The sequence below is a fragment of the Rhizobium sp. P43 genome (assembly GCF_056730705.1).
Genome location: NZ_CM161539.1, coordinates 1,905,675 through 1,918,213, shown reverse-complemented (window position 1 = coordinate 1,918,213; position 12,539 = coordinate 1,905,675). Strand labels below are relative to the sequence as shown.

General features: G+C 61.7%; 12 protein-coding genes. 4 read left to right on the top strand and 8 right to left on the bottom strand.

The genetic code is table 11. The annotated features are described in order from the left end of the window. The first annotated feature begins 51 nt into the window (after positions 1-51). Complete coding sequence (locus AC1PUL_RS09585; RefSeq protein WP_480468078.1) at positions 52-639, top strand: DUF1349 domain-containing protein; 588 nt, start codon at positions 52-54, stop codon at positions 637-639. Between the two features lie 84 nt (positions 640-723). Here the strand turns inward: AC1PUL_RS09585 and AC1PUL_RS09580 are convergent, their stop codons facing one another. The 7 genes from AC1PUL_RS09580 to AC1PUL_RS09550 all read right to left on the bottom strand — a co-directional run bounded on the left by AC1PUL_RS09580 (position 724) and on the right by AC1PUL_RS09550 (position 5,354). Continuing rightward, a complete protein-coding gene (locus AC1PUL_RS09580) occupies positions 724-1,059 on the bottom strand; it encodes a helix-turn-helix domain-containing protein (RefSeq protein ID WP_480468077.1) in 336 nt (111 codons plus the stop codon). Next, positions 1,056-1,424, bottom strand: coding sequence for a type II toxin-antitoxin system RelE/ParE family toxin (locus AC1PUL_RS09575; RefSeq protein WP_480468075.1), 369 nt, complete (start codon positions 1,422-1,424; stop codon positions 1,056-1,058). The genes AC1PUL_RS09580 and AC1PUL_RS09575 overlap by 4 nt, the downstream gene beginning before the upstream one ends. Before the next feature lie 116 nt (positions 1,425-1,540). Beyond that, positions 1,541-2,155, bottom strand: coding sequence for a leucyl/phenylalanyl-tRNA--protein transferase (gene aat, locus AC1PUL_RS09570; protein WP_480468074.1), 615 nt, complete (start codon positions 2,153-2,155; stop codon positions 1,541-1,543). 5 nt (positions 2,156-2,160) lie between these two features. Next, on the bottom strand, positions 2,161-3,513 hold the full coding sequence (gene accC / locus AC1PUL_RS09565; protein WP_480468073.1) for an acetyl-CoA carboxylase biotin carboxylase subunit: 1,353 nt from the start codon (positions 3,511-3,513) through the stop codon (positions 2,161-2,163). A gap of 4 nt (positions 3,514-3,517) precedes the next feature. After that, positions 3,518-3,988 (bottom strand): acetyl-CoA carboxylase biotin carboxyl carrier protein, encoded by a 471-nt coding sequence (gene accB / locus AC1PUL_RS09560; protein WP_480468072.1) that lies wholly within the window; start codon positions 3,986-3,988, stop codon positions 3,518-3,520. A 23-nt stretch (positions 3,989-4,011) separates the two neighbouring features. Next, complete coding sequence (gene aroQ / locus AC1PUL_RS09555) at positions 4,012-4,452, bottom strand: type II 3-dehydroquinate dehydratase (protein WP_480468070.1); 441 nt, start codon at positions 4,450-4,452, stop codon at positions 4,012-4,014. 140 nt (positions 4,453-4,592) lie between these two features. Then, positions 4,593-5,354, bottom strand: a complete 762-nt coding sequence (locus AC1PUL_RS09550; protein ID WP_298469285.1) for a DsbA family protein — start codon at positions 5,352-5,354, stop codon at positions 4,593-4,595. Between the two features lie 189 nt (positions 5,355-5,543). Here AC1PUL_RS09550 and AC1PUL_RS09545 point away from each other — a divergent pair, with 189 nt between their 5' ends. Further along, the gene (locus AC1PUL_RS09545) at positions 5,544-6,710 is read left to right on the top strand and encodes a pyridoxal phosphate-dependent aminotransferase (protein ID WP_480468068.1); all 1,167 of its coding nucleotides are present in this window, start codon (positions 5,544-5,546) and stop codon (positions 6,708-6,710) included. A 145-nt stretch (positions 6,711-6,855) separates the two neighbouring features. Beyond that, positions 6,856-7,389, top strand: coding sequence for a GNAT family N-acetyltransferase (locus AC1PUL_RS09540; RefSeq protein ID WP_480468067.1), 534 nt, complete (start codon positions 6,856-6,858; stop codon positions 7,387-7,389). A 67-nt stretch (positions 7,390-7,456) separates the two neighbouring features. Here the strand turns inward: AC1PUL_RS09540 and AC1PUL_RS09535 are convergent, their stop codons facing one another. Further along, positions 7,457-10,366: an Rne/Rng family ribonuclease gene (locus AC1PUL_RS09535; RefSeq protein WP_480468066.1), complete on the bottom strand. Its 2,910-nt coding sequence runs from the start codon at positions 10,364-10,366 to the stop codon at positions 7,457-7,459. A gap of 696 nt (positions 10,367-11,062) precedes the next feature. On the opposite strand from AC1PUL_RS09535, the gene AC1PUL_RS09530 reads away from it, so the two are divergent. Next, entirely contained in the window at positions 11,063-12,307 is a 1,245-nt protein-coding gene (locus AC1PUL_RS09530; protein WP_480468547.1) for an N-acetylmuramoyl-L-alanine amidase, read from the top strand. Positions 12,308-12,539: the final 232 nt, after the last annotated feature.

Genomic DNA, 12,539 nt, shown 5'->3' with positions numbered 1-12,539 from the left:
GCGCTCCGTCTATCTCCAATGCAGCGGGGTGGCGTTCACGGGGAGGATAGTATGGCCGGGCTCTATCACAGTTTGCAGACCGTTGGATCGGACTTCGGTCAGGTCTCGATCGGCGCGGATCATGTGCATGTCCAGGCCATCGGCGGCACGGACGCCTTCGTCTCGCCCGACGGGCAGACCACAATCGACCGGCTACCGGGCGCGCGCCTGGCGCTTCCTGACGGGCCCTGTGCCCTGTCGGTCCATGTCGCCCCCGTCCTCACCTCCACCTATGATGCCGGCGCCCTGATGCTGCGCACGGATCAGGGCAAATGGGCCAAGCTCGCCTTCGAACTCTCACCCCAGGGTCGCAGGACCGCAGTCAGTGTCGTGACAAACGATTGTTCCGATGATGCCAACGGCCCGACCTTGCCGAGCGACGGCCTGTTCCTCCGCATCTACCGCTGGCAAAACCTGACCGCCTTCCACATCTCCGAAGACGGCAAAACCTGGGACCTGCTGCGCCTCTTCCGCCTGAACGGCCACACCGCCACCATCGACCTCATCGCCCAGTCGCCGACGGGCAAGGGCTGCGAGGCACGGTTTACGCAGCTTTGGCTGGCGGAAGGCGAGATCGCGGATTTGCGCGACGGGAGTTGAGGGGGCTGGTCAGGTAGCGCGCCGGACGATGACTGTTGACGCGTCGCTGCCCACTATGTCCGCCGGCTCAGAGCCGGCAGGCGATTACGAAATCGCCTCGATCCCTTTGCGGCGAATGATGTTCAGAAGCGCCAGGGCCGGACCGGTTGGGCGTTTTGCTCCACGCTCAAGCTGGGAAACATAGCCCGGCGTGAGGTTGAGATAGCGGGCAAACACCGCCTGACTGAGATGGGCTTCCTCACGGAGCTTGCGGATGTCTTCCGGAGACATCTCCTCATGCAAAGGCTCAAGACCCTGCCCCAGATGCCGCATGGTGATCTTTTCGTGCGCTTCGGAACTCAAAATCCCACTTTTGTTCATGTCCGCAGCCGTTTCGAGCAAGGCCTCGGTTAAGCGGCTCACCTGCTTACGTCCTGTCATTCACCGACCTCCTGAACCGTTCCATCACTCAGGGCCTTCGCCAATTTCGCATCATCTGCAGCAAGCCATGCTGCCCCGATTTCTCGTAATGTCAGCAACTCGTCCGGCTCGATGTTCTCTTGCTCGCTTTTGGCAAAACTGTAGAGAAACACAGCCCGATTGCCTTCCCGGTAGGCCACGATCATGCGGTAGCCGCCCGACCGTCCCTGACCGCTGCGTGCCACACGCTGTTTGATAAGACCGCCGCCGAGGTCGGCATCCACTAAGCCGGACTCGGCTCGCGCGATTGCTTCCCGCAGGCTGGAATCCGCAATCCGCTGCTTGCGGGCAAATCGCACCATCCATTTGGTTATGAGGATCCGCATGCAGCAACCCTAGTCCCGTGAACTATAGTGCGTGGAGCGATAGTTTGCAATTGCCGGGGTGGTTCGCCTGGAATGAGATCGCATATGGGGCAAGCTGCGTGCCGCTCCCACACCCCTCAAAACCTCAACGTCTCACTCTCCATCGCCCGATCCAACAACACCCCATACTCCGCCTTCGGAATATCCACCGCCCCGAAGGTCTTCAGATGTTCGGTCGTAAACTGCGTGTCGAGCAGGGTGAACCCACGCTCCCGCAACCGTTCCACGAGATAAACCAGACAGATCTTCGACGCATTCGTGCGCCGCGAAAACATGCTTTCGCCGAAATAGGCGGAGCCGAGGGTCACGCCATAAAGGCCGCCGACGAGTTCGTCGCCCTCCCAGGCTTCGACGCTGTGGGCGTGGCCGAGGCGGTGCAGCGCGCCGTAGAGGTCCTTGATCTGTTGGTTGATCCAGGTGCTCGGCCGATCTTCGGCGGCTTCGGCGCATTTTTCCACCACCTGGTCGAAGGCGGTGTCGAAGCGGATGTCGAAGGGGGCTTTGCGGATGGCCTTTTGCAGGCTTTTCGAGACGTGGAAACCGTCGAGCGGGATGATCCCGCGAATATCGGGTTCGACCCAGAAGAGTTCGGGGTCATCGGCCGATTCCGACATCGGGAACATCCCGATGGAATAGGCGCGCAGCAGGAGTTCCGGCGTAATGCTTCGGTCCCTGCTGCGTCGCCCAGCCATGGTCGTTACTTGGCCGAGGTTTCGGCCAGGTATTTTTCCAGCCAGTGAATGTCGTAGTCGCCGTTGGCGATATCGTGGTTGGCCACGAGATCCTGGAACAGCGGCAGCGTCGTCTTGATGCCGTCGACGACGAATTCGTCGAGCACGCGGCGCAGACGCATCATGCATTCGACGCGGGTGCGTCCATGCACGATCAGCTTGCCGATCAGGCTGTCATAATAAGGCGGGATCTTGTAGCCGGCATAGGCGCCGGAATCGACGCGAACGCCAAGACCGCCCGGCGCATGGAAATGCGTGATCGTGCCGGGCGACGGTACGAAGGTGCGCGGATCCTCGGCATTGATGCGGCATTCGATGGCGTGACCGGAAAAGACGATCTCGTCCTGCGTGACCGAGAGGCCGGCACCGGAAGCGACGCGGATCTGCTCATGCACGAGGTCGATGCCGGTGATGGCTTCGGTGATCGGATGCTCCACCTGCAGGCGGGTGTTCATTTCGATGAAATAGAACTCGCCGTTTTCGTAGAGGAATTCGATCGTGCCGGCGCCCCGGTACTTCATCTTCTTCATCGCTTCGGCGCAGATCGAACCGATCTTCATCCGCTGCTCGACGTTAAGGGCAGGGGAGTTTGCCTCTTCCCAGACCTTCTGGTGGCGGCGCTGCAAAGAGCAGTCGCGTTCACCGAGATGGATGGCGTTGCCGGCACCGTCACCGACAACCTGCACCTCGATATGGCGCGGCTTGCCGAGATATTTTTCCATGTAGACGGCGTCGTTGCCGAAGGCGGCGAGCGCTTCGGAACGGGCGGTCGAAACGGCCTCTTCCAGCTCTTCCTCGGTCTTGGCCACCTTCATGCCGCGGCCACCGCCACCAGCGGTCGCCTTGATCAGCACGGGGAAGCCGATCTGACGGGCGATTTCCAGCGCGTTTTCCGGCTTCACTTCGCCGTCCGAGCCGGGAACAACGGGGATGCCGAGTTCAACCGCCGTCTTCTTCGCCGTGATCTTGTCGCCCATCAGGCGGATATGCTCCGCCGTCGGTCCGATGAAGGTGATGCCATGGGCATCAAGGATATCGGCGAACTTGGCGTTCTCCGACAGGAAGCCGTAGCCCGGATGCACGGCGTCCGCGCCGGTGATCTCGCAGGCCGCGACGATCTGGTGGATGTTGAGATAGCTGTCGCGCGACGGCGGCGGGCCGATGCACACGCTCTCGTCGGCAAGACGCACATGCATGGCATCCGCATCAGCCGTCGAATGGACGGCCACGGTCGCAATGCCGAGCTCCTTGCAAGCGCGCAGCACGCGCAGCGCGATTTCGCCTCGGTTGGCGATGAGGATCTTCGAGATGCCGCTCATCGGATCACTCGATGATCACGAGAGGCTCGCCGTATTCGACCGGGCTTGCATCGTCGATAACGATCTCGACGACCTTGCCGGACTTGGGCGAGGGGATCTGGTTCATGGTCTTCATGGCTTCGATGATCAAGAGCGTCTGGCCTTCCTTGACCGTCGAGCCGACTTCCACGAACGGGCGGGCACCCGGCGCCGGCGACAGATAGACGGTGCCGACCATCGGCGCGGTCACGGCCTTGGACAGGTCACGGCCGGCAGGAGCAGCCGGTGCGGCAGCCGGAGCTGCGGCCGGAGTCGGGGCAGCAGGGGCCTGGAAATTGTATGCCGGCATCTGCATCGGAACCGGGGTGCCGTTGCGCGAGACGCGGATGCGCAGGTCGTCCTGCTCCACTTCGATCTCGGTGAGATCCGTGTCGTTGAGGATGTTTGCGAGATCACGGATCAGCGCCTGATCGATACCCGATTTCTTGTCAGCCATGGATGGGGTGTCCTGTATTCTTGTTATTGCGTGATGGTTTTCAGCGCCTGGAGCGCCAGGATGTAGCTTTGAGGTCCGAAACCGCAGATGACGCCTTTGCACGCGGGCGCTATCACCGATTTGTGGCGGAATTCTTCTCGTGCATGCACGTTCGAGATATGCACCTCGATCACCGGAAGCGGGGAGACGGCCTTGATCGCGTCATGCAGGGCAATCGACGTGTGCGTATAGGCACCGGCATTGATCGCAACGCCGACTGCCTTGTCCCCGGCCTCGTGGAGCCAGCTCACCAGGTCGCCCTCGTGATTGGACTGGCGGAAGTCGATGGAAAGCCCGATATCGGCACCGTAAGCCTTGCAGTCCGCTTCGACATCGGCGAGCGTCTTGCCGCCATAGATCCCGGGTTCCCGTTTTCCCAGCATGTTGAGATTGGGGCCGTTCAACACGAAAATGGTTTTGCTCATCTACGCTTCCGTCGACTTTGAACCGCCTCCTATAGACCGAGAGGCCCTGCAGGGAAAGCCCTTTGCCGTGATCACGCCAAACCGTCCCCGGAAATCCGGGTCACGGTTAAGATCACGCACGTTCGGGACGGCTTCTTGTCTCAGCAGGTGGCCTTGCCGCAGGCGCGCACATTGCTGACCTTGGCCACGATCGCCTCCTTGCCGACGGCGCCCGGAACGGTCTCGTTGCCGATCACATAGGAGGGGGTGCCGGTAATCCCGAGGCTGGTCGCCAGCTGATAGGCTTCCTGCACCTGTTCGGTATTCGGGCTCTCCGCCATCTTGGCGCGGATCGCGTCCTCGGCAATGCCAAGCTCCCCGGCAATCGCGATCGCGCTCTCTTCCGAAGCGCGGCCGTCCTGGGTCATCATGGCACGGAAGAAATCGCCGTATTTCTCCGGCGACAGCTTGCGCACGGCATCCGATACCTTGTGGGCGGCTTCACTGTCGGGGCCGAGGATCGGGAATTCCTTCAGCACGTAGCGGACATTCTTGTCCTCGGCGATCACCGCTTCCATGTCGGCATGGGCGCGGCGGCAATAGCCGCAATTGTAGTCGAAGAATTCAACGACGGTCACGTCACCCTGTGGATTGCCGATCGCCAGATCATAGGCCGAGTTGAAGATCGCATCCTTGTTGGTCGAGAGCGCTTCCGCCGAGCGCTGCTGGCGGATCTCTTCCTGCTTCTTCTGCAGCGCGTCCTGCACTTCCAGCATGATCTCGGGATTGGCGATCAGGTATTCGCGGATGAATTCGCCGAATTCCTTCTTCTGCGCCTCGTCGAGAGCAGCAGCGGGCAGCGGCATCAGGGCGGGGAGGAGCGCGATACCGGCGCTGGCGATCATCTTGAAATTCGGGCCCATGTCTTTCCTCGTCCTTGCCGTCTGCACAGTTCATCGCCGGCGGTGTCGTATCTTCCTGCCGGCCGACGTCGAGCCTAAAGGCTCAGGGTGACAAGCGGAATGGCTTTTTTGCACTGCCTTGTCCAGCCTCTCCATTGTGATGACGCGCGCTTTGCGGCAAATGTCGGGCGTCTGACCGAGGAGCATAAGTTGATTTCGATTTCCAAGCGCAGTGCCGTCGAACCCTTCCACGCCATGGATATCCTGGCGGAGGCCACCCGCAGGCGGCAGCAAGGTCGCCCGGTCATCTCCATGGCCGTCGGCCAGCCGGGGCATCCGGCACCCCAGGCAGCACTCGAAGCCGCCCGCAAGGCGCTCGATGGTGGCCGCATCGGCTACACCGACGCGCTCGGGCTGACCGCTCTGCGCCAGGCGCTCGCGGAGGAATATCGCCGCCGGCACAATGTCTCCGTGGACTGGAACCGCATCGTCGTTACCACCGGCTCCTCTGCCGGCTTCAACCTCGCCTTCCTCTCGCTCTTCGATGTCGGCGACGCCGTCGCCATCGCGCGCCCCGGCTACCCCGCCTATCGCAGCATCCTGGCCGCGCTTGGCCTGAGGGTGATCGAAGTCGCTGTCGGCCCCGAGACCGGCTTTACGCTCACGCCGGAAAGCCTGGAGCGCGCGCAGGCAGAAGCCGGTGTCCGCCTCAAGGGCGTGCTGCTTGCCAGCCCCGCCAACCCGACCGGCACGGTCACCACCAGGGCGCAGCTGAAAGCCGTCTACGATTATTGCCAGGGGCAGGGGATCACTCTGATCTCTGACGAGATCTACCATGGTCTCACCTATGGCGCGGAGGAGACGACGGCGCTCGAGATCGGCGACGAGGCCGTCATCATCAATTCCTTCTCCAAATACTATTGCATGACCGGCTGGCGCATCGGCTGGATGGTGCTGCCGGAGGAACTGGTGCGCCCCGTCGAATGCGTCGCCCAGAGCCTCTACATCTCGGCCCCGGAACTGTCGCAGATCGCGGCACTCGCCGCCTTGAGCGCCACGGACGAGCTGGAACACTATAAGGCCGCCTGCCAGACCAATCGCGATTTCCTGATAGCCCGCCTGCCGGCGCTCGGCCTGCCGCTGCTCTCGCCGATGGACGGCGCCTTCTACGCCTATGTCGACGCCAAAAGCTTCACCAATGACAGCATGAGTTTCGCAAGGCGCGTGCTCGCCGAGACCGACGTCGCCGTCACCCCGGGTCGGGATTTCGATCCGATCGACGGCCACCTGGCGCTCAGATTGTCCTATGCCGGCACCATGGCAGAGATGGTCGAGGCAACCGATCGGCTCGAGGCGTGGCTGCCGAAGATTGGTTAGGCATTGAGCGAAATGGATTCTTGGTCAATGACTTGAGCAGGCCGGCTGAATCATTGTCTCAACGACATGATTCAATCTGTGAACGTCAAATCTGCCGGAAACCAGGGGAGAGGGTCATTTGCCAACCGAACGGATCAGCTCCCTCATGGCGGCGCCAGACATTGACACCGAACGCACGCGGCTGAGGGCGCACCGCCTCGACGATTTCGAGCCGATGATGGAGATGTGGCAGGACGAAGCGATCTTCCGCCACATCACCGGTCGCCCGTCGACATCCAACGAGACCTGGTCCCGCCTGCTGCGCTACATGGGTCACTGGCATGGTCTGGGCTTCGGCTATTGGGTGATCGAGGACCGCGCAACCGGGCATTATCTCGGCGAAGCGGGTTTTGCCGATTTTCATCGCGACATGGAACCGCCGCTGGGGCCCTCGCCGGAGGCTGGCTGGGCGATCGTTTCGACCGCCCATGGACGCGGTCTTGCAACGGAAGTCATGACGGCCGCCCATGCCTGGATGGATGAGCACAATCCCCATGGCCGCACGACCTGCATCCTTGACCCCTCGCACCACGCATCGCTGCGCGTGGCGGAGAAGTGCGGATATGCCTTCGACCACGAGGCGAAATTGAACGGCGAGACAACGGCCGTGATGAAGCGCCTGATGCGACCGACAGCCTGAAGATCCCCGCAAACGAAAAAGGGCCCCGCTGAGGGCCCTTTTGCATTCTATCGCTGATCATCCGATCTCAGAAGAAGCCGCGCTTCTGCCACCAGCCGCCCTTCTTGGGCTTGGAAGCGTCGGCGCCATCCTCGGAAGTCTTGACCGAGGTCACGACCGGCTCTGACGACGCGACGTTGGATTCGCGGTTGGCCCGAACGGGCTTGGCTTCTTCGGCAACGGGCGCAGGGGCAGGGGCCGGGGCAGTCGCAGCCTGTTCAGCGGCAGCCTCTTCCTTGACCGTTTCGGCAACCGTCTCGACCGGAGCGGCGGCCACGGGTGCTGCCTCGGCCACGACGTCAGGCTCGGCGCTCGCCTTGGCCTTGCGGGTACGGCGCGGCTTCGGCTTGTCGGCGGCGACAGCCTCTTCGACCACGTCCTCGGCAACCGGGGCAGGGGCTTCGACGGCTACGGCGTCATCCGATGCCTCATCGGCCTCATCGCCCTCTTCGTCACCAGCCGTTTCGCCTGATGCCTCGACCGAACCTTCTTCGCCCGGACGGTTGCGACGACCACCACGCTTGCCACGGCGGCGACGCTTGCGCTTCTGCGCCTCGTCACCATTGCCGTCGCCTTCAGCGTCGGTCGCACGGGCTTCGCCGATGGTTTCGACGGCGTCATCCTCGCCCTCATCTCCATCCTCGTCATCGCCATCAGCACCGTGGTCGCCGTTCTGCATATCAGCATGCGGGCCATTGCCGTTATGGCCGTTCTTGCCACGGCGGCGACGGCGACGCTTGCGCTTGCGGTTGCCCTGTTCGTCGCCTTCGGCGCGCGCCTGCTGCGGCGCGCTCTCGGCCTTGGCGGCAACGACGACGGTTTCTTCCTCGTCCTCGTCTTCCGGCTCCGGAACGTAATCGTCCTCTTCTTCGATCTCCGGCAGGAGCGACAGCAGGCTCTCGATCTTCACCGGATTGGCAACGGCTTCGCCGCGCTCGATCGTGAAGTGCTGCGAGCCGCCATGCTGGGCCGGCATGCCGGCATCGATCACGATCGAGACGCCGAAGCGACCTTCGTAGTCGACGATGGTGTCACGCTTCTGGTTGAGCAGATAGAGCGCCGTTTCCGGCGTCGTGTGCACGACGATGTCATGCGTGGTGCTCTTCAGCAGGAACTCCTCGATGCCGCGCAGGACATGCAGGGCAACGGAAGACTGCGAGCGTATGAGGCCGGTGCCTGCGCAATGCGGGCAAACCTGCGTGGTCGATTCCAGCACCGAGGCGCGGATGCGCTGGCGCGACATTTCCAGAAGGCCGAAATGCGAGATGCGGCCGACCTGGATACGCGCGCGGTCGTTCTTCAGGCAATCCTTCAGCTTCTTCTCGACGGCGCGGTTATTGCGCTTTTCTTCCATGTCGATGAAGTCGATGACGATCAGGCCGGCGAGGTCACGCAGGCGCAGCTGGCGCGCCACTTCTTCGGCCGCTTCGAGGTTGGTCTGGAGTGCGGTGTCTTCGATCGAATACTCGCGGGTCGAGCGACCGGAGTTCACGTCGATCGAAACCAGCGCTTCCGTCTGGTTGATGATGATGTAACCGCCGGACTTCAGCGTCACCTGCGGCTGCATCATCTTGTCGAGCTGGCCTTCGATGCCGGAGCGCGAGAAGATCGGGTGCAGGTCGCGATAGGGCTGAACCACCTTGGCATGGCTCGGCATCAGCATCTTCATGAAGTCTTTCGCTTCACGATAGCCTTCTTCACCCGAGACGATGATCTCGGAAATGTCCTTGTTGTAGAGGTCGCGGATCGAGCGCTTGATCAGCGAACCTTCTTCGTAGACGAGGCAGGGCGCAGTGGAGGCGAGCGTCAGCGTGCGGACGTTTTCCCACAGACGCATCAGATATTCGAAGTCGCGCTTGATCTCAACCTTGGTGCGGTTGGCACCGGCGGTGCGCAGGATCACGCCCATGCCCTGCGGCACGTCGAGGCCGCGGGCGATTTCCTTCAGGCGCTTGCGGTCGGTCGGCTGGGTGATCTTGCGGGAAATGCCGCCGCCACGCGCCGTGTTCGGCATCAGAACCGAATAACGGCCGGCAAGCGACAGATAGGTGGTGAGAGCAGCACCCTTGTTGCCGCGCTCTTCCTTGGCGACCTGCACCAGCAGGATCTGCCGGCGCTTGATCACTTCCTGAATGCGATACTGCTTGCGCGGCTTGCGCTGGACGCGATCCGGAACCTCTTCCATGGCGTCTTCGGCGCCGACGGATTCGATTTCTTCCTTTTCCTCGATGTGATCGTCGTCATCATCGTCGCTGTCATCATCGTCGCGACGGCCGCCACGACGTCCACCGGCTTCCTCGGAGATTTCGTCCATGTCGACCATGGCAGCAATCGTCCCGCCTTCGACATCATCGCCACCATCTTCGGCGGCGGTCTCTTCGGCGGCGGCCTTCTTGGCGCGCGGCTTGCGGACGCGCTTCGGCTTGGCCTTTGCAGCGGGCTCTTCGGCAGCTGCCTCGCTCTCGCCCCCGCTCTCGACTGCAGCGGCAGCCGCTACGTCGGCATCCGCTTCTGCCGCGAGTTCGGCTGCCACCTCATCGACGATCGCCGAGGCGACGGAATTGGTGGGGATGATGCCGATGTCCGGCTGATCCTGCAGCGCAGGGTCGTTGAAGACCTCATCGCCCTCGACATCGTTTTCCTTGCGATGCTCCTCGGCTTCGGCACGAAGCAGCGCCTGGCGGTCGGCGAGCGGGATCTGGTAGTAGTCGGGGTGAATTTCGGCGAAGGCCAGGAAGCCGTGGCGGTTGCCGCCGTAATCGACGAAAGCGGCCTGCAGCGAGGGTTCGACCCTCGTTACCTTCGCCAGATAGATGTTGCCGCGTATCTGCTTCTTATGCTGGGATTCGAAGTCGAATTCTTCAATACGGTTACCGCGAACGACGACAACGCGCGTCTCTTCTTCGTGAGACGCGTCGATAAGCATTTTGTCTGCCATTTAAGCTGTGCTCCTCGGCGCCCTCGGTCGGTGGTCCACCCGCGCGCTGAACTTCAAAGCGGCTGGAACCTAGCGGACTGTGCGCCGGATATAGATGTGGACGCACGGGGGACCGGGTTTGCAACATACGGACGGACTGCGGGGAACTTTCTGATCCCGGTCCGTTCCTGGTCATGTCAACCTGTTGCAAAGACATCAAAAACCGTACGTCAACGACAATGATATGGACCCCTCGGGGTCCGATGAATGCTCGGTCAAGAGCTTTGGTGGATAGCCACCGATGATGTGCCGGCCCTGCTGCCGGCGTGTTGAACCAGTTTCAGGAAAAAATGCGGATGCGGCAGATGAATGTCCGGTTGAACAGGCGCCAATTCCATTGTCTGAGGTTGGCAGCCGTGGGCGGAAACTCTATCCCGTTTGCACTTTTATCCCTCGTTTGCCTTGTATGTTTTCTACGTCACAATAGCAAGAGCAAACGGATTTATGCCATAATGGCAGTGAATTAGGGGAGATGTTTCATTCCAGATGATTCCGATGGTCAAAGCGGTTGCAGACCGCAATTTTGACGCTCAACGGGTCCCGGCAATGAAGCATGCGGCGGATAGACGATCAAAATGGCGCGATGTGCGGACTGTGACGCGTGTCACAGATGCGCCGCAGCCATGACGGGGGCAGGATTTGACAAGACTTTGGCCGCTGTCGGCGGCGCGAAAATGCGCGTTTTTGGTCCGAATCGCATGCGCAGCCCTCGCCGTTTTGGCATCCGGCGCGATCTTTGCCGGACCTGCTCATGCGGTGTCTGCTGAAGCGTCCGTCGATCGGCTCGTTGCCTATTCGGCGCGAATTGCGGGTGACGATGCCCGGACGCGCATTGTCATGGACTTTGACCGGGCGCCGACAATTGAAACCCGCTACATCGCCAATCCTGATCGGATCGTCGTCGATCTTCCGGCCACCGCCTTTGCTTTTGCAGAAGACGATCTGAAGGCGACCGGCCTGTTCAGCGATATCCGCTACGGCTCCATGGATGCAACGTCTGCCCGTCTGGTCCTGACGGCGGCGCGCCCGGCGCGCCTTGCGATCGCCAAGGTCATGCCCAACGAGACCGGCGGCGGCTATCGTCTCGTACTCGATGCCGAACTGGTGCCTGAGCAGGACTTTGCGGCACTCGTCTCCGGCCAGGCATGGAGCGGAGTGCAGCAGGTTCCCGAGGCCTCTGTCCCGGTCGCCGCGCCATCGAGCGACGAATTCGTCATCGCCATCGACGCCGGCCATGGCGGGATCGATGCCGGTGCCACGGGCGTTGCGACAAAGACGCCCGAAAAAGACATCACCCTGGCATTCGCCAAGATCCTCTATGAGAAGCTGAAGAACCAGCCTGGCATCCGCGCGATCATGACGCGCGACACCGACAAGTTCCTCTCGCTGTCGGAGCGTGTGCTGATCGCCCGCCAGAAGGGTGCCGACCTCCTGATTTCGCTGCATGCCGACACCTTGCGTCAGGCCGATATCCGCGGCGCGACCGTCTATACGATTTCCGACAAGGCATCCGACCATATGGCGGCCCAGCTGGCCGAGCGCGAAAACTTCTCCGACACGATAGGCGGTGTCGAACTGCCGACGGAAACGGAAGCCGAGGTTGGTGACATCCTGCTCGATCTCACACGCCGAGAGACTCAGGCCTTTTCGATTGCCATGGCCCAGGCCGTCGTCGGCTCCTTCGAAGGGCAGATCTCGCTGATCAACAATCCTCATCGTCATGCCGGCTTCCGGGTCCTGCAGGCCCCCGACGTTCCCTCTATTTTGCTCGAGCTGGGTTTCCTGTCGAACAAGGAAGACGAGAAGCTGCTCCTCGACCCCGCCTGGCGCGACAGGGTGGCCGACCTTCTGGTGGAGGCGATCAAGCGTTACCGCGAGCCGCAGCTCGCCAATGGCGGATAGACAACATCTGTGAGTGGAACCTTGGGTAGACAGGGCTTCTGCCGTCAACGGCCCTATTTTCCTCACATTGTCTCCGTTACTCGGAGTGAGAGAACACGAAGGCGAGCGATATCGAATCGCATGGCTTCGTTCTCGAAGTGCGCATGTCTTGCCATCCACCGCATGACGTGCAAAACGCCACAGTGTATGCGAAGCTTTGGCACAGCGCGCGGAACCTGAAGCAGAGCCGGTA

Excerpts from the sequence above, each read along its gene's own strand:
- accB (WP_480468072.1), bottom strand. The coding sequence starts at position 3,988 with ATGGCTGACAAGAAATCGGGTATCGATCAGGCGCTGATCCGTGATCTC.
- AC1PUL_RS09540 (WP_480468067.1), top strand. The coding sequence starts at position 6,856 with ATGGCGGCGCCAGACATTGACACCGAACGCACGCGGCTGAGGGCGCAC.
- AC1PUL_RS09585 (WP_480468078.1), top strand. The coding sequence starts at position 52 with ATGGCCGGGCTCTATCACAGTTTGCAGACCGTTGGATCGGACTTCGGT.
- AC1PUL_RS09575 (WP_480468075.1), bottom strand. The coding sequence starts at position 1,424 with ATGCGGATCCTCATAACCAAATGGATGGTGCGATTTGCCCGCAAGCAG.
- AC1PUL_RS09550 (WP_298469285.1), bottom strand. The coding sequence starts at position 5,354 with ATGGGCCCGAATTTCAAGATGATCGCCAGCGCCGGTATCGCGCTCCTC.
- AC1PUL_RS09535 (WP_480468066.1), bottom strand. The coding sequence starts at position 10,366 with ATGGCAGACAAAATGCTTATCGACGCGTCTCACGAAGAAGAGACGCGC.
- aat (WP_480468074.1), bottom strand. The coding sequence starts at position 2,155 with ATGGCTGGGCGACGCAGCAGGGACCGAAGCATTACGCCGGAACTCCTG.
- accC (WP_480468073.1), bottom strand. The coding sequence starts at position 3,513 with ATGAGCGGCATCTCGAAGATCCTCATCGCCAACCGAGGCGAAATCGCG.
- aroQ (WP_480468070.1), bottom strand. The coding sequence starts at position 4,452 with ATGAGCAAAACCATTTTCGTGTTGAACGGCCCCAATCTCAACATGCTG.
- AC1PUL_RS09580 (WP_480468077.1), bottom strand. The coding sequence starts at position 1,059 with ATGACAGGACGTAAGCAGGTGAGCCGCTTAACCGAGGCCTTGCTCGAA.